General features: G+C 36.1%; 21 protein-coding genes. 18 read left to right on the forward strand and 3 right to left on the reverse strand.

Annotated features, from left to right (window positions below):
* Complete coding sequence (locus tag KHA94_RS10180) at positions 1-936, forward strand: sensor histidine kinase (protein WP_213101987.1); 936 nt, start codon at positions 1-3, stop codon at positions 934-936.
* A gap of 311 nt (positions 937-1247) precedes the next feature.
* Here KHA94_RS10180 and KHA94_RS10185 read toward each other — a convergent pair whose 3' ends face one another.
* The gene (locus KHA94_RS10185; protein WP_338030763.1) at positions 1248-2144 is read right to left on the reverse strand and encodes an IS3 family transposase; all 897 of its coding nucleotides are present in this window, start codon (positions 2142-2144) and stop codon (positions 1248-1250) included.
* 11 nt (positions 2145-2155) lie between these two features.
* The gene (locus KHA94_RS10190; RefSeq protein WP_213101988.1) at positions 2156-2464 is read right to left on the reverse strand and encodes a transposase; all 309 of its coding nucleotides are present in this window, start codon (positions 2462-2464) and stop codon (positions 2156-2158) included.
* A 289-nt stretch (positions 2465-2753) separates the two neighbouring features.
* On the opposite strand from KHA94_RS10190, the gene KHA94_RS10195 reads away from it, so the two are divergent.
* The 14 genes from KHA94_RS10195 to KHA94_RS10255 all read left to right on the forward strand — a co-directional run bounded on the left by KHA94_RS10195 (position 2754) and on the right by KHA94_RS10255 (position 16122).
* Entirely contained in the window at positions 2754-3677 is a 924-nt protein-coding gene (locus KHA94_RS10195) for an ABC transporter ATP-binding protein (protein ID WP_213101989.1), read from the forward strand.
* Positions 3670-4365: an ABC transporter permease gene (locus KHA94_RS10200; protein ID WP_213101990.1), complete on the forward strand. Its 696-nt coding sequence runs from the start codon at positions 3670-3672 to the stop codon at positions 4363-4365. The genes KHA94_RS10195 and KHA94_RS10200 overlap by 8 nt, the downstream gene beginning before the upstream one ends.
* 175 nt (positions 4366-4540) lie before the next feature.
* Positions 4541-5221: an ABC transporter ATP-binding protein gene (locus KHA94_RS10205; RefSeq protein WP_213101991.1), complete on the forward strand. Its 681-nt coding sequence runs from the start codon at positions 4541-4543 to the stop codon at positions 5219-5221.
* 15 nt (positions 5222-5236) lie between these two features.
* Positions 5237-7228 carry an ABC transporter permease gene (locus KHA94_RS10210; protein WP_213101992.1) on the forward strand — a complete coding sequence of 664 codons (1992 nt, stop codon included), beginning with the start codon at positions 5237-5239 and terminating at the stop codon, positions 7226-7228.
* 17 nt (positions 7229-7245) lie between these two features.
* Positions 7246-7938 (forward strand): response regulator transcription factor, encoded by a 693-nt coding sequence (locus KHA94_RS10215; RefSeq protein WP_213101993.1) that lies wholly within the window; start codon positions 7246-7248, stop codon positions 7936-7938.
* Entirely contained in the window at positions 7911-9185 is a 1275-nt protein-coding gene (locus KHA94_RS10220; protein WP_213101994.1) for a HAMP domain-containing sensor histidine kinase, read from the forward strand. The genes KHA94_RS10215 and KHA94_RS10220 overlap by 28 nt, the downstream gene beginning before the upstream one ends.
* 172 nt (positions 9186-9357) lie before the next feature.
* On the forward strand, positions 9358-11346 hold the full coding sequence (locus KHA94_RS10225; protein WP_213101995.1) for a sigma-70 family RNA polymerase sigma factor: 1989 nt from the start codon (positions 9358-9360) through the stop codon (positions 11344-11346).
* 194 nt (positions 11347-11540) lie between these two features.
* On the forward strand, positions 11541-12068 hold the full coding sequence (locus KHA94_RS10230) for a GNAT family N-acetyltransferase (protein ID WP_213101996.1): 528 nt from the start codon (positions 11541-11543) through the stop codon (positions 12066-12068).
* A gap of 293 nt (positions 12069-12361) precedes the next feature.
* Positions 12362-12922, forward strand: coding sequence for a hypothetical protein (locus KHA94_RS10235; protein WP_213101997.1), 561 nt, complete (start codon positions 12362-12364; stop codon positions 12920-12922).
* Between the two features lie 173 nt (positions 12923-13095).
* A complete protein-coding gene (locus KHA94_RS10240; RefSeq protein WP_213101998.1) occupies positions 13096-14421 on the forward strand; it encodes an MFS transporter in 1326 nt (441 codons plus the stop codon).
* 207 nt (positions 14422-14628) lie between these two features.
* Positions 14629-15162: a DUF2785 domain-containing protein gene (locus KHA94_RS10245; RefSeq protein WP_249365423.1), complete on the forward strand. Its 534-nt coding sequence runs from the start codon at positions 14629-14631 to the stop codon at positions 15160-15162.
* A 17-nt stretch (positions 15163-15179) separates the two neighbouring features.
* Positions 15180-15653, forward strand: coding sequence for a GNAT family N-acetyltransferase (locus KHA94_RS10250; protein WP_213101999.1), 474 nt, complete (start codon positions 15180-15182; stop codon positions 15651-15653).
* The gene (locus KHA94_RS25915) at positions 15650-15871 is read left to right on the forward strand and encodes a hypothetical protein (RefSeq protein WP_249365480.1); all 222 of its coding nucleotides are present in this window, start codon (positions 15650-15652) and stop codon (positions 15869-15871) included. The genes KHA94_RS10250 and KHA94_RS25915 overlap by 4 nt, the downstream gene beginning before the upstream one ends.
* Positions 15814-16122 (forward strand): DinB family protein, encoded by a 309-nt coding sequence (locus KHA94_RS10255; RefSeq protein WP_249365424.1) that lies wholly within the window; start codon positions 15814-15816, stop codon positions 16120-16122. Before KHA94_RS25915 ends, KHA94_RS10255 begins: the two co-directional genes overlap by 58 nt.
* A gap of 186 nt (positions 16123-16308) precedes the next feature.
* Here KHA94_RS10255 and KHA94_RS10260 read toward each other — a convergent pair whose 3' ends face one another.
* Positions 16309-16731, reverse strand: a complete 423-nt coding sequence (locus tag KHA94_RS10260; protein WP_213102000.1) for an exosporium protein C — start codon at positions 16729-16731, stop codon at positions 16309-16311.
* 750 nt (positions 16732-17481) lie between these two features.
* On the opposite strand from KHA94_RS10260, the gene KHA94_RS10265 reads away from it, so the two are divergent.
* From KHA94_RS10265 to KHA94_RS10275, 3 genes are all read left to right on the forward strand, one after another.
* On the forward strand, positions 17482-19452 hold the full coding sequence (locus KHA94_RS10265) for a DNA/RNA non-specific endonuclease (protein WP_213102001.1): 1971 nt from the start codon (positions 17482-17484) through the stop codon (positions 19450-19452).
* A 73-nt stretch (positions 19453-19525) separates the two neighbouring features.
* A complete protein-coding gene (locus tag KHA94_RS10270; RefSeq protein WP_213102002.1) occupies positions 19526-20224 on the forward strand; it encodes a zinc ribbon domain-containing protein in 699 nt (232 codons plus the stop codon).
* 51 nt (positions 20225-20275) lie between these two features.
* A complete protein-coding gene (locus tag KHA94_RS10275; RefSeq protein ID WP_213102003.1) occupies positions 20276-21007 on the forward strand; it encodes a helix-turn-helix transcriptional regulator in 732 nt (243 codons plus the stop codon).
* The last annotated feature ends 123 nt before the right edge of the window (positions 21008-21130 follow it).

Below are 21130 nucleotides of genomic sequence, written 5' to 3' on the forward strand. Positions count from 1 at the left end.
ATGGTCACTTTTTTATGCATTATCATTTTACTATTAATAGGGATTATTAGTTTTCAATATCAATTTAATAGATCGAGAAGTAAGAATTTAAAGTATATCCAAAGAAGGTTAAATGAAATTATTTCCAATCCGACAAATCAGAAATTATTGCTTTTTACAGATGATAAAGAACTAATTTCCATTTTAGTCGAAGTGAATCATTTGTTAGACGTTCATCAAAAAGCATTAGCACAATATATGAATACAGAAACGTCGATGAAAAGAATGATCTCAAATATTTCGCATGATTTGAAAACCCCGCTTACCGTAATATTAGGTTATATGGAAATGATCCAGCTTGACAGCAATATGAGTCATGAGGAACTAACGGTCTTTCAGTCTAAAGTTTACAATAAAACAATGGTGGTTAAGGAACTTATCCATAAATTTTTCGATTTAGCAAAATTGGAGTCTGGGGATAATGATATTTCGATTACGAGTGTACATATGAATGAGATTTGCAGAAAGAATATCTTAGAATATTACGATGTTTTAACTGTAAAAGGCTTTTCAGTTCAAATCGATATTCCCGACAGTCCAATTCATGCTTTAGGCAATGCAGAAGCGCTTGATCGTATATTAAACAATCTTATTTCAAATGCCATCCAACATGGTGGAGACGGGAAAATGATTGGCATAACATTGAGAAATGATAATGAATATGTTCATGTGGACGTTTGGGATAAAGGAAAGGGAATTAAGGAGCTACACAAAAATCAAGTGTTTGAAAGACTGTACACACTTGAAGACTCAAGGAATAAATCGTATCAAGGAAGCGGGTTAGGTCTAACGATTACAAAGCGGCTTGTTGAGAAATTGGGTGGAACTATTCTTCTGTCTAGTAAACCTTGGGAGAAAACAGTGTTTTCATTCACGTTAAAAAGAATTAATTATTGAAAGAGCTTATAATGGAATTTTTCCTTTATAGGCTTTATTTAGCTAATTGGAAAGTTTAAGTTAAAGTGTGTTTTTAATTAAATATCCGCTAATAGAGAAATGTCTAGCCTTTCGGTCGTGCGATGGCTTTCTGCAGCAGCTTTCCAAGTGGAAGTGACCGATATATTTGAAAAAGTGACCGATATTGGACTTCTGTCAAGAAAAAAGATATTTATTAACCAAGTAGTGGCGTATTTTTTTCTTCCGCGCTTCGTTCTCACTTCGCTTGGAGGCCTCCGCCTAAAGGAACAATTTGAAAAACAATTGTTCCTTCAGGCAGAGGACAGTTGGCTATTACCGGCGTTTTGTCGTTGTGCCTTTTCATACGCCAATTCATGCTCTACTGGAGTGGCGTAACCAAGTGTGGAGTGTGTCCGCTTCCGGTTATAAAATTGTATATAGTATTTAACAGCTGCGATGGCTTCAGCCTTCGTATGGAACACAAATTTATACAGATACTCTTTCTTTAACGATGCAAAAAACGATTCAACACAGGCATTATCATAAGGCGTTGCTTTACGGCTCATACTTATTGTAGCTTTGGCAGCTTTTAGTTCATCTATATAACTATTCGAACAATACTGGGATCCCCGATCGGAATGGTGAATCCAACCTTCCCCTGGGTTACGCAATGTGATCGCTTCTTTTAGAGCACGAAGTGGTAACTTTTTGTCCATACAGTCATCTATGGCATAACTAATAACACGACGAGAAAACAGGTCTATGACAGGATTGAGATAGACGAAACCTTCACCCGTGTGGATGTAGGTGATATCGGTAGCCCAAGCTCGATTAGGAGCATCAGGTTTAAATTCCCGATCTAGTTCATTTGGATAAACCTGCTTGTCATGGTTAGAATCAGTCGTATTGATATACTTCTTTGGTTTGGTTGCGAATAGACCTAATGCCCTCATTCGGTTGGCAACAGTCTTTTGAGAAACTTTCATATGATCTTGATTGATAAGTCTTTCATGAATTCTTGGGCTGCCAAAAGTCGTTAGGTTATCATAAAAATGAAACTTAATACGCTCATCAAGTTGGCTATTCCATTTTTCTTTTTCGGTTTCATTCCGGTTTTGGCGTTTCTCCCATGCGTAATAGCCAGATGTTGAAACACCCAATACTTTGCACATCTTCACGATGGAATGTTCCCCCTTGTGGGACTGAATAAACGCAAATCTTACTTCTTTTCTTGCGTGAAGATGTGCATGGCCTTTTTTAAGATGGCGTTCTCTTCCTCCATCTCAAGACGTTTTAATCTTTCTGCCTCATACAGTTCCTTGAATTCAGAGGCAGTCAGTAGCTGATTCTGTCTTGCTTTTTCAGCTTCTTGTTGCTTTTTGCGGAAACTGCGTACCCATTTTTGCAAGGTATCATAGGGGATATCAAGCTCTCTACTAACATCAACTTGTTTTCTGCCATCAAGAACAATCATTTTAGTAACATATTCTTTAAATTCAGTAGGGTATTTTCTTAGTTCTCTCGTCATGTTAAACACGTCCTTATTAATGTTGATTATGATTTAAACATGACGCCACTGCCTGTGTCCACTTTTTATACTAGCTTCAATATAATGTTAAAACTGACCGACATATTAGCGAAACTGACCGATATCTCCATTAATAAAACTTGAGGACTTGGTTTATGCCAAGTTTTTCTAATTGATTATCGTAACTTAAGAATTTCTTAAGAATTGTATAAGGAAAAAGCAATTTTTACCCCATAAACTTAGGATGGAAAAAATTTGACATATTGAAGTGTTGAGAGGAGAAGTTGATATGACTTACATTTTGAGGACAACGCAATTAACAAAATCGTATATGGGGAATGAAGTTGTTTCGAATGTTAATATGAAGATTAAAAAAGGTGAAATTTATGGTTTTCTAGGACCAAATGGTGCAGGGAAAACAACGATTATGAAGATGATAACCAACTTGGTGAAACCTACCAGCGGTGAGATTGAATTGTTCGGTGAAAAACTTATGAACCAATCCTATCATCTCTTAGGCAGAATGGGTTCAATTATTGAAAATCCAATTTTTTATGACAAGCTTACGGCTAGAAAAAATTTAGAGCTGCACTGTGAGTATATGGGATTTCATAATAAGCAAGCGATTGATGAAGCGCTAGTGCTTGTTCATTTGAAAAATATTGATGAAAAGCCAGTGAAGGATTTTTCACTTGGTATGAAACAGAGACTTGGCATCGCAAGGGCAATTGTAACGAAACCAGAGTTTCTTATTTTGGATGAACCGATAAATGGGCTAGATCCAGTCGGAATTAAGGAAATTCGGGACTTATTTAAAATGTTAAGTAAGGAATATGGCATAACGATTTTAGTATCTAGCCATATTTTAGGGGAAATTGAGAAAGTTGCCGATACAATTGCGGTAATTAATCAAGGAAAGCTAATCGAAGAAGTGACAATGGAACATATTCGTGAAAAGAATTCCGAGTATATTGAATTAGCGACAAATGATTATAAAAAAACAGCGTATCTATTAGAACATCAATTAAAAATTGTGAACTTTAGAGTGATTGATAATTATTTTATAAGAGTATATGAATCGGATGTATCTCTGGGTGAATTATCGAAAATGTTAATTTTGAATGATGTTGTCATTGAATCCATTCATAAGAAAGAAAGTTCGTTAGAAGATTATTTCTTATCTTTATTAAATAGAGGTGGCATAAGTGCATAAGCTGATAAGATTAGAGTTAGAAAAGTTTAAATTAAGTGGATATGTTTGGAGAGCGCTTATTGCAAACTTCGTCATTTTTGGTTTAATATGCGTCATCAGTTTTATTGAAAAAATCGAAGGGGCAGAAGTCTTTCAAGACCGTTATATGGCATTACAAATTATTGAGACCATGATAAGGGCGACGTTTATCATATTTGCTGGGGTTCTTTTATCACGAATTGTCATTAGTGAATTTAAAAACAAATCGATCTCAGTTCTCTTTATGTATCCGATAAACCGCAAGAAACTAATTGTAGCCAAATTATTGATTGTTGTAGCCTTTACGTTTATATGTATTATTTTATCTTACTTTCTAGTGGGAAGCTCATTTTACGTGTTCGATCGTTTCGCACATGTCGTTCCAGATTCATTACCGTTTGCAGATGTCTTGAGTTATTTTAGTATTGTCTTAATGAATGCACTAGCGGCTAGCTGTATGAGCCTTATTCCTCTTTATTTTGGAATGAAGAAATTTTCGGGATCGACAACGATTGTAGCTTCAATAATCACTGTCTTAATTGTCTGTCAAAATGTTGGAGGATTTACATTGAATTCTATTATTTTTATACCCATTTCTCTCTCTCTACTTGGAGTTTTCATCGCCTATTCCGCAATAAAAAATATCGAAAATATAGATGTGATTAATTAATAATTATTCGTATTAAAGCCCAAGCATGGGCTTTTTCTATGCAGAAAATCTATCTTACAAAACTGTAAGACAGGTGTCACTTAGATAGTTCCTATTTTCCTATATAATCAGGATAGAATGATGTTGCGTTATAGTATACTAAATCTAATTAAAGTACAGGAAAGCAGGGAGTTAATTGGAGGTTATCCGCTTAGAGAATGTCAGCAAGGTTTTTGGGAAAGGAGATAGAGCTGTTCCCGCCTTGAAATCTATTAATTTGACGATTCATGAAGAGGAGTTTATTGCCATTGTAGGTCCTTCAGGTTCTGGGAAAAGCACACTGCTCCATACGATTGGAGGGTTGGATTCTCCAACAGAAGGAATGGTTGAAGTAGAGGGGGAGCCTATTTATTCTTTATCAGATGAAGCCTTATCGATTTTGCGGCGCAGAAAAATTGGCTTTATCTTTCAATCCTTTAATCTTGTTCCTATATTGAATGTTGAAGAAAATATCCAGCTTCCTGTATTGCTTGATCACCAAAAGGTGGATGAAGCTTATTACAACGATATTATTGAATATCTGGGCATAAAACACAAAGTTCATGCGATCCCCTCGGAATTATCTGGCGGACAGCAGCAAAGAGTTGCGATCGCTCGTGCTTTAATACATAAGCCTTCCTATATATTAGCCGATGAGCCGACAGGTAATTTAGATAGCAAGATGAGTAATGAAGTGATTAATCTTCTACAATTAACCGCAAAAAGATATAAACAAACATTAATTATCATTACTCATGATATGAAAATAGCTGAAAAAGCAGGCAGGGTTATTCAAATAGAGGATGGTACGATTCAAAAGGATGTAGCCTATCATTAAAGGAGTACGATCAAGATGTCAATTCATCGGAAATTGACGAAAAAATATTTAATACATAATAAAAAAAGAACGATTTTTACGATATTAGGTATCATGATGTCGATTGCACTTACGACTTCAATCGGAACCTTTTTATTCAGCCTGCAGAATTATACAATTGAACAGACGAAAAGTGATTATGGCTCCTATCATTTAAAAATAAAAAACGCTGATTCGCAAACGAAGAAACGTCTGCAAGCAAATCCTCAAATTGATAAAATTGGTGTTTTATCAAAAGAGACATTCTTTATAGATAGTGGAAGACAGATTGAGATGAATTACATCAATCAGGACACCTATACCTTACTGCCTTTCAACCCTGTAAGCAATCGAAAGCAGCAGGGGCTAATAATAGAAGAATGGGTAGCAGCTGATCTTGAGAAAATGGATTATATGAATCTACCGCTAATGCTCAATGATGCTTCTGGAATGAAGCATTCCTTTCATGTGCAAAAGATAGTAGAAAATAAGAAAGCCCTTCGAGATGGGCAAACATTACAAGCATTCCTCGTTCAAAAAGCTGTTAAAAAGGACAGGGATATTGATCTATATATTGAATTAGCTCAGGAAGCAAATTTCCAAGTGGTGTACGACCAAATTCAGGCTTATATACCCAAAGAAAATATCGAAATAAATCACCCATTGGTTGGGGTGGAGTATTCGATAAATAATAGTTTATTCACTATCATTTACATTTTTCCCATTTTCATTGTCGTACTGGCGACTGTTGCATTCATATTTAATACCTTTCAAATAAGCATCGCTGAGCGTATCCGAGATATTACATTATTGAGAACAGTCGGCGCAACAAAAAATCAGATCAAAAAAATGATTGCGTATGAAATGTGGATTTTCGGAGGTATTGGTATACCGCTCGGCTTGCTTCTAGGCTTTTTTGGCTATTGGATTGTTTTAGTCTTATACCAATTAATTTTTGAGGAAACAGAATTCTCTTTATTTTATTTCCCAATCATTTTTTCTCCGGTTATTATGCTTCTAAGCTCGTTAATTGGTGTCATTTCTCTTATTATTTCTGGATGGGTGCCACTGAAAATGGCTAATCGAATTGAACCATTAGATTCTATTAGAAGAAGCAATCGTACTGTTTTTAAAGTAAAAAGGTTCTTTCGCTTCATAGAAAGAGTTTTGAGTATCGAAACGATTATGGCACTCCGAAATATACGGAGGAATAAGCTGAAATCTATTATTGTTATTTTTTCCTTATCCATCAGCATTTTTCTATTCACTGCTTTCTCTAATATCGTTTTGATGCTATTTCAATCCGATATGGATAATAGTAATGGAGATTTCACAATTATTTTTTATCAGTCAGAGGAAATCCCGGCTACATTCTGGAAGGATTTAAACCAAATTCCCGAAATAAGAGAAAAGCAAATTCATTATGCGGGCGAATCAGCTCCATCACAATCATCAATAAGTAATATATCCATTTATTTAAAGGATGAAAATGAAGTGGACAAGGTTCAAAAAAAGCTGGATCAAATAACCGCACACTATCCAAATTTGGAAGTAGTCAATGTGCATGAGAATATGAAAGATCAATCTTCCTTGCAAGTACAAATTCTCATTTACTTATATGGCTTTGTCATCGCAATTGCTATTATTGGCGTTTTAAATATTATTAACACATCCTCAATGAATGTCATTTTACGTAAAAAGGAATACGCAACCCTTAAAGCCATCGGGATGTCTTTAAAGAACTTGCGAAAAATGATTATTAGAGAGGGTTTGCTGTACGCATTTATTAGTGGATTCATCGGAATATCGTTAGCGGTGTCAATTGAATTCTTACTTTATCTCAGTTCTGGAATATCAAATTGGGAAAGAAGCTTCATACAAAATATCGCTGCTTTTATGTCACTCATCATCATTTGTTATCTATCAGCAAGAGTTTCTGCACGGACGCTGACGAATAAGGATTGGAATGATGCATTAAGAGATGAGTAGGAAACGGAGGATTTGAGATGGTACGGATCTTATTATTGGAAGATGACGCTTCACTTGCGCTGGGGCTTAAGTTTTCCTTGAAAGAGGAAGGGTATGATGTCACACATGTAAGCTTAGTGGAAGAATGTAAAGAAGCTATTCATCAAGAATCATTTGATTTAGCTCTTTTGGATGTAACCCTCCCAGATGGAAATGGATATGACATGTGTAAATATATTCGCGAAAGCTCAGATATCCCGATTATCTTCTTAACCGCTATGGATGATGAAGTGAATGTAGTGTTAGGCCTAGATATTGGAGCGGATGATTATATGACGAAGCCATTTCGAGTACGCGAGCTTCTTTCCAGGATTCGGGCTGTGTTAAGGAGAAAGGGGAAAGCGAATTCAGGCCATCTATTAAGAAGTGGCTCTATCATTCTTGATGTCGATCGAGCTGTGTTAAAAAAGGATCGGGAAGAGATTCCGCTTTCTGCTCAAGAATATAAGCTAATGCTGATTTTTATGAATCATCCTGAAAAAATTTTAAGCAGGGATGAAATCTTTGATTTGCTTTTAGAAGGTGGCGGCGGATTTTTTGAGGATAATACCTTATCCGTTTATATAAAAAGATTACGGGAAAAAATTGAAACAGATTTTTCAGACCCAGAATATATATTGACACATCGGGGGTTGGGGTATAAATGGAACAAACGAGTAGTAAGAGAATAGGTTTCTTCGATTTATGGCAAAACCCTGAGGTGAAAATGACGGGAAGGCTTATTTTTCTATTATTCCTTCTATTTCTTATTATGATTAGCACTGGAATCCATTATTTTGGCGAGCAGTTTAAAAAGGAATATATTGAATCGAATGCTGCAATGATGGGAGTTATAGTAAAAGAACATCCAGAGCTTCAAGATGATTTGGCGGTACTGCTTTCAAAGGATTTTAGCAATGAAGAGAAGAAACAGGGAATGGATATATTAATGGAGTATGGAATATCCCCAACTCTATCTATGAATTTTTTTCCGGAAATATCGGACCTTTTTTATTCGCTTATTGTATTAATGACAATAAGCTTATTGCTATTTTTCATAGGTTCCTTCGGATTGTATTCTTTTTTTACAAATAGGATATATAAAAGAATTCGTGAGTTAACAGGCTATGCCGATCAAATATTGGAGGGTGGAGATATTTCCCCTTTAAAAGAAATGCGTGAAGGTGATTTTTCCAAACTAACACATAGCTTTAATCGAATGCGCTTTGTGATCCAAAAAAATATTGAGGAATTGCAAAAGGAAAAACAATTTCTTGTCGATTTAATGTCCGATATTTCGCATCAATTGAAGACACCTTTAGCAGCGTTAACGATGTACAACGATATTTTGACGGAGAAGGAACTTTCGAAAGAGCAGCAATCGATGTTTTTAGATCAGGGTAGGCAACAGCTGGAACGAATGAACTGGCTGATTCAGAGTTTATTAAAGCTGGCAAAGCTGGATGTTGGTGCCATTCAGTTTCAGAAAAAGAATTCCTCACTTTCAAGGACTATTCAAGGGAGTGTGGAAATATTAAAAGACTTTGCGGCACAAAAAGGTGTAGAAGTGAAGGTAACCACGGATAAGGAATGTATTATGAAGCATGACACGGATTGGTTGACCGAGGCACTCCTAAATGTAATCAAAAATGCGATTGAGCATACACCCTCTGGTGGAATTGTTTCGGTCATGTTAGAAAAGAGTGAAACCTTATATCGAATTCAAATTCGTGATGAAGGGGAAGGAATCGAAGCAGAAGAAATCCACAATATATTCAAACGGTTTTATAAAGGAAAGAAGAACAAAAAGACCGGCTCTGTAGGTATTGGTCTCTCATTAAGTAAGGCCATCGTTGAGGGGCATAATGGGATGATTCAAGTGGAAAGCAGTATTGGTGAAGGAACTACTTTTTTATTTTTATTTCCGGTTGGAGTATAAGGTGACTAATTCTTTGTCTCTTTCTCGTTTTAATAAATGTATTTCTGATTGTAAAAGCCAACGAAATAATACAAATAAAATTAACGGCCAAATCATCGTTTATTGGCAGTTTTAAATTTTTTCAAAACCAAATTAGCTTGTTCATATGTCTAATAAGTAAGGAGGTTGGAAGTTGAAGACGTTAGAGCTAGTCCAACAGGCGATAAATGGAGACAAGCAGGCTTTTCAGCAGCTGATTAGAGAGGTTCGGCCGAAGCTTGTAAGAATAGCAGGCTATTATGTGAAAAATGAATATGATATGGCTGATATTGTTCAAGAGGCCACTTTCAAGGCATATATGGCTATCCATAAATTAAAGAATCCAAACTACTTTTTAACTTGGATAACAAGGATTGTTATCAACTGCGCATTTGATTTTTTGAAAAAGCAAAAACAGCACAATCCCTTAAGTCAAAAAGAGGAGCCGAGTGTAGATCCCGCATTTGATATACAGTTATACATGAAAGAAGCCGTTGCAAAGCTCACAGAAAAACAAAGGCAGGTAATTGTCCTAAAGTATTTTGAAGACTTAACCATTCAAGAGATAGCAAAATTATTAGATGCACCACTAGGAACTGTTAAAACCTATTTGCATAAGGGGCTAGCACAGCTGCGGAAAGAGCTTCATGTCGTACAAGAAAAATCGCCAAAAGTTACGGAGCCGAAATTAACGATTGAGGAGGCAATAAAAATGGTAAAAGATGAATTGAAAAATCGTGCCTTATCGATACTCGAAATACCTAAACATTTTAGCCCTGTGATTGAAGATTATATTAAACATGAAAAAGAGAAAGGGGAAGCTTTTTTTACTTGGTCAACGGAGGATGAGGAAGAGAATATTGAAATTACATTAAATGAAGATGGAGATCTTCTCAGTTTGACGATCGATATGAAAGAAATGACAGAAGAGCAAGTTGAGATGACTTTAGAAGAAAAGCGAAATCGAGCAGAGGCTTTCTTAACTGACCATTACCCTGATGCCCTTAGAACATTGCGCTTATTTCAAGAGAAAAAGCTTGAAAATGGCGTTACTCGTTTTAACTATGAGCAGATCGTTTTCAATTTACCTTTAAATTTAGCGGGCTGCTATATTGATGTAAATAATAAAGGGATAATTGTCAATTTCCGTTATCATGGCATTAAACCCGTCCCAAATATTCCAAAAGAATTAGTAGCAAAAGAAGCGCTAGTTGATAAATTAAAAGAGCAATTATCATTTAAATTACAGCTTGTTTATTTTCCTGAGGGTGTTTACGATAAATACGCTAAAAAGCTGAGACTTGTTTATGAGCATACACCTTCTTATTTAAAATTTAGGGCAGGAGATCTGGAACCTAATTTGCTAGTGGATATAGAAGAAGAAGGGGGAAAATATATACCACTCGCTCCTTCTAATAAAAAAATCATTCAAAGACGATCGATTGAAGAAATAGTCGGAGTTACGAGTGAGATGGAAATAATCCGAGAAGTGGATTGGGGAAGTGAGATAGGAAAGGTTTGGCGTGAACGTGACTGGCAAGAGGATCATGAGGATCTTTCTTTAAACGGCTATTTCGAAAGACGAAACGAAGAGACTGTAAAGGCATTTATTAACAAAGAAACAGGAAAAGTAGCGAAGTTTATGTGGTTTAAAGAACGTAAGGGAGAACTTCAGCTAACAAGAGAGGAATGTCTGGAAAAGGCAGTCGATTTTTTACAGATAATGATTCCAGACTACCATTTATATTTGGACCTTCTTGATCGGGAGTTTGATAAGGACGATGAGGATAACAGTCAAAAGGAAGTTTTTACTTTCAAAGTAAAAAGTCAAAGTGGTTACCCTGTCTTCTTAGAAATCATTCACATTGCTGTTAATTGTACAACTGGAGAAATTGATCATTACAGTGGCTTAAGCTTTGATGTTGGCCTTTTGAGTAAAGTTCCATCAAAACCTAGCATTTCGGAAGAAGAAGCCCGGAGAATCTATTTTGATCATCTTGATTTTCAATTATCTTGGCAAACGGATTATGAATCAAATGAAGAAAAGCGATATTTAGAGTATGAAGTTTGTGCAAAGGATTCAAAAAAGAAAATTCGTTATATTGATGCGCTGACAGGTGAGTTATTATGCTCGGAGATATAAAGAGTTAATTATTTCCGAGCCAGAGTATTTCTTCATGAAGGAGAAGTGCTCTTCTTTTTTGGGACAACATGGGTGCATTCTAAAATGTCCCCACTCGATTTTTTGTAGTAATAGGTAGGTCTGTTTAAGAAATAGGGGGGATTTCCACAAATAATGAAGAATAATTAATAGAAAAGAAAAAAAGGAGAGATTAAATGTTTCCAATTTTAGAGACGGAAAGGCTTATATTAAGAGAAATAACGAAAGAGGATGCTGAAGATATTTTTGCCTGTTTTTCTAACAATGATGTAACACGTTATTATGGACAAGAGACATTAGATAGTATAGATCAAGCAGAAAAAATTATTGAGTTCTTTTCCAATAATTATAATGAAAAAAGGGGCATTCGGTGGGGGATTGAAAGAAAAGGTTCCAAAGGAATAATTGGAACAATTGGTTTTAATGCCTGGATACCTAAACATAAACGAGCAGAAATAGGTTACGAAATCTATCCAGAGCATTGGAGAAAAGGGTATTCTTCGGAAGCTGTATCTAAAGTTCTTTCCTATGGTTTTGAGGATATGGATTTAACTCGTATAGGGGCTGTTGTCTTTATTGAAAATGAAGCATCTAATAATCTATTAACTAAAATGGGTTTTGAAAAAGAGGGTGTATTGAGGAAGTATATGTATCAAAACGGTATAGCATATGATACAAATGTTTACTCACTACTAAAAAAATAAACTTTCTTCAACTATTGGGAGCAAGAGTTGGAGAAAAAGGTTGTTGAATCAATGGGCTGTTCTTACAGCTCATTTTTTTGCTAATAGGAGAGTTTAGGTTTATTAAAGTACTAAAGTAAAGTGTGTTTTTAATAAAATATCTGCTAATAAGATCGCATAAGAAGAACTAAGACATTCGCCAAAAAGGACTTGGCGAACGCCAAGTTTTTCTAATCGTAATAAGGAAAAGGGTATATATAAAGCTTTAATTCAAAAAATACCAAGGAAAAAACAAAGAGAAGGTTGTGGAATCCTTGGGTCAAAAAAGTCTTCTTATATTTTTCATTATTTCTTTTCTCTTTTCATCCATAACAGTTTTTGCAGAGGCAAATGAGAACACCATATCAGCATTATTAACTGCTAAAGTAAAAAGTACTTTTGATGATAGTGATACACCCATTCGTAACGCTCGAATAGTTGTAATCAATTCTTTAGGGGAGATTATTGGAACAGCATTAACTAATTCTAATGGTGAAGTAAAAATACCTGTTTCAGTCTTTAAGGACCCTAGATTTCCGATGAAGAATATGGGAGAAGTTACCGTCCTAGCGTTTGCAAATGGTTATAACGAACATATTAATTTTAGTGTTCCAGTTAATGAATTTAATGATCATACTGCAAGTGTTTTTATTCCTCTAAAGAAGATAGATCCCAACAGACGAAATGAACCGCAATTTCTTAACGGTAGTTTTCATCGTTTTACTGTCTTTGAAATGCTTGATTATTTTGCTGGGAAATTAGGATTACAGAGACAAAATGTAAATGATCCTACTATAAGTCCTGCTCCATGGGGACCTGAAATAATTTATCAGTAATTTAAGCTTCTTATAAAACCCGTCCAAGCAAGCACATTTCTTCAAGAAAAAGTGTTCTTTTTATTAAACTAAAGTGAAAGGTTTATAGGAAGAAGGAAAGTTTCATTTGCAAATTGAATAGTAAATATAATATGGGCATTAAATATTTTTTTGGGAATAGGTGGTTCGAAGGGATGTTACCTAAATTGGATGATTCAGGTGCTATACAAAGTCAATCTTCTAGGTTGCAGAGTTACATTGATGATCCGGAAAAGCAGCGGCGACTCTATAAACGGACATTGATTATCGTTGTTATTTCACAAATTTTCGGTGGTGCAGGACTTGCAGCAGGAATAACGGTCGGTGCGCTTCTTGCACAAGATATGCTTGGAACGGAGGGCTTTGCGGGTGTTCCTACTGCCTTGTTTACATTAGGTTCTGCCATAGCGGCTTTACTTGTCGGGAATTTATCCCAACGTTTCGGGCGCCGCTTTGGACTAGGACTAGGTTTTTTGCTTGGTGGTATTGGTGCGGTCGGGGTAGTCCTAGCAGCAGTGACGAATAATATTCTATTTCTGTTTGCCTCATTGCTCATTTATGGTTCTGGAACAGCGACAAACTTACAAGCACGCTATGCAGGCACTGACTTAGCAAAGCCAACTCAGCGAGCAACAGCAGTCAGTATTGCGTTGGTTTCAACCACATTCGGTGCTGTTGCAGGTCCTAACTTGGTTGAAGTGATGGGACACTTCGCTGCCTCAATTGGTGTACCTGCTCTAGCAGGTCCATTTATTTTAGCAGCTTGTGCTTATATTCTTGCTGGGTTCGTTTTTCTTATTTTTCTTCGTCCAGACCCTCTTGTTGTTGCAAAAGCAATTGCTAGCTCACAGACAATGGATGAGTCAAATTTTGCAGATAAGAAACGAAAGGGGCTTTCCATTAATAAACGGGGAATCGTTGCGGGTGCGACTGTTATGATTGTTTCTCAAATTGTCATGGTCGCGATTATGACGATGACGCCTATACATATGGGGCATCATGGACATGGCTTAAATGCGGTTGGAATGGTAATAGGAATTCATGTAGCAGCAATGTACTTTCCGTCTCTAGTGACGGGTATACTCGTTGATAAAATTGGGCGCGCGGCGATGGCAATTGCTTCAGGAGTTACCCTGCTTCTTGCGGGTGTGTTTGCAGCTTTTACTACTACAGGTTCCATGCCAATGCTTATCACTGCTCTTACTTTACTTGGTCTGGGCTGGAATTTCGGTCTAATTAGCGGTACCGCGCTCATTGTAGATGGAACTTCTTTTTCCAATCGAGCGAAGGTTCAAGGAACTGTAGATGTCTTTATTGCATTAGCTGGTGCAGCGGGAGGAATATTATCAGGAGTCATTGCAGCTTATTTCAGTTACACTACACTTTCGTTTGTAGGAGGAATTCTCTCACTGCTGCTAATCCCAGTCGTTTTATGGTCACGAAGTAATTCTCACCAGGAATATCATAGATTAGAGGAATGATAGGGTTTTAATGGATGTGTATATTAAATAATAAAATTCGGTTTCCTATTTAAAATAAATGATTTGCTTACTTAGAGAAGGATGTATGGTTATGGATTTAAAAAGCCTGCTGATTGAACTTAAAGATATGTCTGAAGAACAAATAAAAAAATCAATAGCGATTCCGTATTTACTCGTTCTTTTTCTTCATTAGTCATTGCGGTTATTTTGAATAAAGATAAGGATGTTCGATTTCTTTCAACTGACATTTTGTTAAGAGCATTTGAAAGCAGTATTTCTTACTTACGGCAAGAAAAGGATACAAGGGGTTATGTAGAAGAAAAAGGGTGGGCTCACAGTATTGCACATGGGGCCGATTTATTGGCATCAGCAATAGACCATCCGAGCTATAATACTGATATGTCTAAAGATTTTCTTGATACAGTGCATAATTGTTTATTTAAAGGTCCAGTTTACACAGATGATGAAGATGAAAGACTAATATTTGTTATTGAGTCCCTGGTGGATAAAGATTTGTCGGAAACAGAATTAGAAGAATGGGTTATTAATATATTTGATGAATTGGAAGTTGTGTTTGAGAAAGAGAGTTCTTATATAAGCTTTTATCGGATTAAGACAAATGTAAAGAACTTTGTAAAAACACTCTATTTTAGATTAGGGTATAAAAATATAGGCTACCATGCAAGAGGTACAATAAAAGAGAATTTAGAAAGTTGGTTTAAAAAGTTTTATATTAAATAATTGAATGAGGGATGTCTTTGATAAAAGAAATTGATATTCGTAATCGAGAACTTGCTGAAGAAGTATTGAATGTTCAAATACCTTCTTATATGGTAGAGGCAGAAATAATTGGCTTTTCCGACATCCCCCCATTGAAAGATACAGTTGATACATTGCAGCAATGTGGAGAAACTTTCTTTGGTTATTATATTGAGGAAGAGCTTTGCGGAGCCATATCATTAAAAGTAGAAAAGGGTGAAATCGATATACATCGGTTAATCGTACACCCAGAACATTTTCGAAAAGGAATTGCCCAAAGTCTATTGGATTTCATTGAATGTAAGGAAGAAATTGAAACAATAAAAGTGTCAACTGGCTCTAAAAATACTCCAGCCGTTAGTCTTTATATAAAGAACGGATTTCACAAAGTTGATGAAGTCAGAGTAAATGAACAGCTATCTCTTACCTTTTTTGAAAAGAAAAAAATTAATAATGGGAGTGATGAATTATGATTCACAACATTAATGAATATGTAGAGTATTTGGATAGTGTTCGAAAGCGTACTATGCAATATGTGAAAGCTACTCCAAGTTTTACTTTAGAATGGAAACCAGCAGAAAATAAATTTTCAACGGGAGATTTACTCAGACATTTAGGTTCTTCTAAAATATATTGGAGCAAAAGGGGTGGACCTATCCTGGGCATGAAAGAAGTAAAGGGGAAACGATAGAGGAAATTACTTATTATTTAGAAGCGTGTCATGACAAATTTATAAAAGGCTTATTAATTCTAGGCAATGATCTATTAACCAAAAGAATTCCGACTATGCATGGTCATGAGGTAAGTTCATGGAGGATTATGATGGCATTCATAGAACATGAAATACATCACCGTGGGCAGTTATCTTCTTATTTACAAAACAACAATGTTGAACCACCGCAAATTTTCGGATTAAAGATTGAACAAGTTAAAAGAGTATAAACTGCAACATTACTTTAAGTCGTTAGGCTTCTTTAATAGCCCATTTATTAAACTGAGGGAGTAGAAGAAGGAATAATGATTTTTTGTTCCATTATCCAATACCCCACAACAATAAGGGGTATTGGATAACCTTAGGATTATCAGCAATCTACTATCCGTTTGAATCTATTATTCGTGATTCTGCCATTAACATTTTATGGCTAAACCACTAAATGAAATTGGCCCGACAATTGCTGCTTCTGTGTCACAAGTAATATTTTCAGCAGTCACTTTATATCGATGTGTTCCCTTTCTCACATTCTTATCTATAGCTTGGAATGTCACAATATAATTTACCTCTGATGTAGGATCCGATTCTATTCCATTTTGAGCTCTAAAAATTTCTTTTCCATCACGAAAGATCTTAAATAAAATTTGAGATGTTTCATTTATCCCTCGAAGGCCCGCTGTTGCAATTAATTCTACATGATTTTTCTTTGCATTCTTTGGTATAGTTATACGGATTGAGGCTAGTACAATATTATCTGGAGAATGAGGAATAGGAGTTGGCTTATTATTGTTAACTTTACTAATAGGCTGCTTTGCTTGATAATCAATAACACGAACCATTTTGTCACCCCCTTAATTTTTATGTTATAAAGTATGCAATTAAGTGAAACCTAGCTTGGACAAACATTTAATATTATAAAAAAGGTTCTATTGCCTTATAGAGCAAAAAAAGCTTCTTTTTCCAGAGAGTTTTTGGCTAATAGGAAGGTTTAAGTTTATTAACGTACTAAAGTGAAGTGTGTTTTTAATTAAATATCTGCTAATAAGATCGCATACAAGAAACTAAGGCATTCGCCAAAAAGGACTTGGTGAATGCCAAGTTTTTCTAATCGGTGCTGCAAAAAAGATAAACCTGATTATTAAATGTAAATAAAGAAGACACTTGATCAATTACCATGAAAATAACTTCTCAAATTCTGAAAAAAACAATACTAAAGAATCCCCGCCTCATTCGTTAAAAAATGGAGAGAGCTACAATTTATTAATTTATGGATTGGATCGACTGGATTAAGAACTAGTCATTCTCTGTGTTGAAACGCTGTTTTTTTGCGCTTCTCAGATTGCGAACGGGAACAAGAGTTGAAGAAAAAGCTGCCATCTTGGCGGCTTTTTCTTATTGAATGAGGCTGTTTAATTGAATAAAGGGTTATCTTATGGAAAAACGATTTGAATTTGGAAAATTAGACCTATTCAAAAAAATGGCGTTATAAGATATAGTATGTAACCGTAAGCAATGAAACCAGTATTAAACATTCGCCTGAAATCTAAGAATATAATGCTCTTCTAAACTCGTGCATGGGAGTGAGAGGAATGACAAGTAGGATTGAAAGCATTAGATTAACAATAAGGACGAAGCTGGAGTCTTTCTATCATTTTTGGAAAGAATGGATCCGTAAACATCCGTCGCTTTTTCGAATTTATGCCATTTTCTCTTGGATTTCTTTGATTGCCTTCGTTCTCAGTTTGTTTTTCATGGAAGACTCACGAAAAATACTCGTGCAATTTTTTTGGTCGTTTTATGTGATTTTACAATTTTGGCTTTTATGCCGAAGTAAAACGCTATCATGGAAACAATATACCTATTTCTTTCTTGCAGGAGCATGGATGATCGTGCCACTGAATTCAGTTTTAGTAGGATCGATTACCGCGGTTTTCGGCGGCGAGGCTTCTGATGTATGGAGCCAAGCTGTTTTAACACCCATTGCTGAAGAAGTGTTGAAATTGATCCCCCTTGGTGTCTATCTTTTTTTGTCACGCCGTGCCTCATCCTTAAGTTTATCCGATTTTGCCCTTATTGGAGCTGCATCGGGAGCCGGTTTTCAATTTGTAGAGGAAACAACTCGCCGTTTAATAACTGGAGATCAATATGGGGTTAGCTTTCTTGCAGGGAAAGTGCTTCATTGGGACTTGTTCACATTGTTTCCAGGGTATTTTGAGAAAAGTTTTTTGCCCGATAAAATGTCCGCTGGGCATTCGTTGCTCACCGCTATGGTTGCATTGGGAATCGGGTTAGCTGTAAGATATCAAAATCGATTTAAGCATTATACCTTCATTTTTCCCTTCTTCCTTTTGGTTTGTTCCATTTTAGATCATGCCATTTGGAACGCCGATTATCATACTCCGAAATGGCTCGCTGGAATACATAGTTTGTTTGGAAGCGGCTATGCCTCAAAACCAGTATTTTTGCTGATGCTTGTTGCAGCTTTACTCATAGATTATTGGCAATTGAACCAAGTGAAGGAGAAAATTCCGAAACTTGAAGGCGAAAAAACCATTAATCCTGTATCCGAATTATGGACCTTGTCGAATTCTCTCATAAATGATAGACAGCGCTTTGGTTCATTACTCTACTTCTACCGAGAACGAAGAGAACTTGGTTTTACATTAATATATGGAAATGCAGAAGCAAAGAAACGTTTGCCTGTGCTAATGGCAAACGTTCAGAAGTATCATCAAGCGTTAACTTTAATTGCAGCAGCGGTCTTATTTTTTGTACTTGTCCTCGTCAATTGGGAAAGTTCATATGGTGGCATGGATGCTTGTTTTGCTTGTTTATTTGATAATCTACAAAACTGGTGGGACAGCTTGTCCGGATGGGAAAAAGGAATCATTATTGCTGGAGCATTTGCCTTATCGGTACCTTTTCTAGGAGTCTGGTCGGCCCTTGGCGCCGTTTCAGCCGGGGTTGGCTTTGCAGCCAGCGGCCAACAGATAGCAGACATCATACGGAATCCAAGAAAATTACTTACACCTGAATATGCAGCTGCAGCTATTTTTACTTTGGGGATAAGTCGTTTTCCATTCGGTAAGATGGCTGCAGCAAAAGTATTAAAAACTGCAAAAGGATTTACAAGACATGAAATAACGACTAACGCAGGGCTAACTTATCGAACAATCCACGGAAGTAATGGAGAACTACGATCCGTTTTCGCGAAAATCGAAAAGCATCATATTAAAAAGGGAACAAGCACTAATGATGCTTCTAGGGAATATGCAAGAGCACTTGGAAGACAGACTGACGATGCTGGTCATGGAATTGGTTCCCAACTTGGTGGTCTTGGTTCAAAGAATTCCGGAAATATTTTCCCGCAAAACCTGTCTGTTAACAGAGGGAGATTTAATCAATTTGAAAAAATGGTAGCAAATGAAGTTAAAGCGGGGAAAACTGTTTTTGTTCGTGTCGTACCTAAATATACTGTCGGTTCTACAAGACCATATGAGGTTCTATATCAAGTAAGGATCAATGGAAAAACGATCTCGAGGATTTTTCCCAACCCATAATGATCACAATGATTAGTTTTAGCAGACGATATAAGATAAACTAAATTTATACTGAAACGGGAGATGAAAGGAAATGGAGTCTAGTTATATATTAAAGGTGGACCCATCCAATCAGCAACAAAACGAAAGCGATCGATCATTTATTGGAGGCTATCCTTCCATACCGGCTTCAATGGAAATACCGGTCTGCCAATTATGCGGTGCCGAGGAAACCTTCTTTTTTCAAGCAGCCTTTCCAGAAAGTCATGAATGGCATGATTTATCAATGGCTGTGTTTGCGTGCACTTCTTGTGCTCATGAAGAGTATCTTATCCCGGAAATGCTTCAAGATACCCTGCCAGGTGTAGATATCCCAAAAGGCTTTCTGGAATCCTACCAGCGGAACTTTAAAATCAATATATTTAAAACAAAAGAAGGTATAATGAGAAAGGGTTACAAAGAAAAAGTTCAATTTAAACGATGGAATCTTACACCTGTTTCTGAAAATGCCATCAGTGAAAATAAAATAGGGGGACAACCGAACTGGTTACTGGAAGATGAATCACCCACTTCCTACAATGCTACTGTTCCGATGTTTTTTTTGCTGCAACTTATGGAGGATTTTAAATTCGATATCGTACCTGATGCTCATCCGCAAATAATAATCAGCTTAAGAGGTAACCCAGAGCCTTCGGAACATCGTTATTACGAACTTTTCCTTGCCAACCAATTATATTTTTTTGGAACGAATGACCGTTCAGAACCGCTCGTTTATATTCTTACACAGGTATAAAGCAGTTTAAGCATCTTTAGAGATTCAGATGTCATACGGGAGGAATCCTACATGGAAAAAATGAAAGAAATTGTGGCAGAGCGAAGAACTTATACAGCTCATCAAGACACTCATTCACATTCATACGCCCAGTTAATCTTACCTCTTCAAGGGGAACTTAATATAAAGGCGGGGGAACAGAACATTAAACTAGATCAGCAAACATTATTTTTTGTTCCTCCAAAATGCAATCATACTTTTCATTCAGTCGTACGTAACGAGTTTTTGGTTTTAGATATCCCTGATTTTATGCTCACCTGGAATGAGTTAAAGCTACAAAATAAGGGAGTTTCTTATAAGTTAAATAATCGATGGAAAGGGATTCGAAATCTTATTCTAGATGAGATTAATGAGTATTCTGTGCATTCCTCTGCTCTTAAGGAGCTTTATCCTTACATTTCACATTATTTACTTCAAAAACAACAACCAAAATCGATTCGCTATATTCATGAACATTATGATCAAAACATAACCGTACAACAATTAGCTTCAATTGAACATTATCATCGTTCTTATTATTCAGATTGGTTTTTAAAAGAAACCGGTAGATCACCTTCAGCATATATACAAGAAGTACGTTTGAATAAAGCAAAAGAATTACTCCGTAACACGGATTTACCAATCTTACACATTGCTATTCAAGTTGGTTTAGAACATCAATCGTCACTAACACGTTTATTTCAAAAACATGACGAGCTAACACCTAGTCAATTTAGAAAAAAATACACAATTTTAGCGAAATAACACCCATCAATGAGTAATAATTTAAGTTTCAAATTCGGTTACAAGGAATGATTCCGATGTAATGGGTGCCATGAGTATTAATATCGTTTTATTTTAGGATGGTTTAGCGTATTTTATCATTAA

The organism is Cytobacillus citreus, assembly GCF_018343665.1.
Lineage (GTDB): Bacteria > Bacillota > Bacilli > Bacillales > Cytobacillaceae > Cytobacillus > Cytobacillus citreus.

Bases quoted from the DNA above. Each gene is read 5' to 3' on its own strand.
- KHA94_RS10265 (WP_213102001.1), top strand. From the start codon at position 17,482: ATGACAAGTAGGATTGAAAGCATTAGATTAACAATAAGGACGAAGCTG.
- KHA94_RS10210 (WP_213101992.1), top strand. From the start codon at position 5,237: ATGTCAATTCATCGGAAATTGACGAAAAAATATTTAATACATAATAAA.
- KHA94_RS10180 (WP_213101987.1), top strand. From the start codon at position 1: ATGGTCACTTTTTTATGCATTATCATTTTACTATTAATAGGGATTATT.
- KHA94_RS10230 (WP_213101996.1), top strand. From the start codon at position 11,541: ATGTTTCCAATTTTAGAGACGGAAAGGCTTATATTAAGAGAAATAACG.
- KHA94_RS10240 (WP_213101998.1), top strand. From the start codon at position 13,096: ATGTTACCTAAATTGGATGATTCAGGTGCTATACAAAGTCAATCTTCT.
- KHA94_RS10260 (WP_213102000.1), bottom strand. From the start codon at position 16,731: ATGGTTCGTGTTATTGATTATCAAGCAAAGCAGCCTATTAGTAAAGTT.
- KHA94_RS10215 (WP_213101993.1), top strand. From the start codon at position 7,246: ATGGTACGGATCTTATTATTGGAAGATGACGCTTCACTTGCGCTGGGG.
- KHA94_RS10275 (WP_213102003.1), top strand. From the start codon at position 20,276: ATGGAAAAAATGAAAGAAATTGTGGCAGAGCGAAGAACTTATACAGCT.
- KHA94_RS25915 (WP_249365480.1), top strand. From the start codon at position 15,650: ATGATTCACAACATTAATGAATATGTAGAGTATTTGGATAGTGTTCGA.
- KHA94_RS10270 (WP_213102002.1), top strand. From the start codon at position 19,526: ATGGAGTCTAGTTATATATTAAAGGTGGACCCATCCAATCAGCAACAA.
- KHA94_RS10195 (WP_213101989.1), top strand. From the start codon at position 2,754: ATGACTTACATTTTGAGGACAACGCAATTAACAAAATCGTATATGGGG.
- KHA94_RS10220 (WP_213101994.1), top strand. From the start codon at position 7,911: ATGGAACAAACGAGTAGTAAGAGAATAGGTTTCTTCGATTTATGGCAA.
- KHA94_RS10190 (WP_213101988.1), bottom strand. From the start codon at position 2,464: ATGACGAGAGAACTAAGAAAATACCCTACTGAATTTAAAGAATATGTT.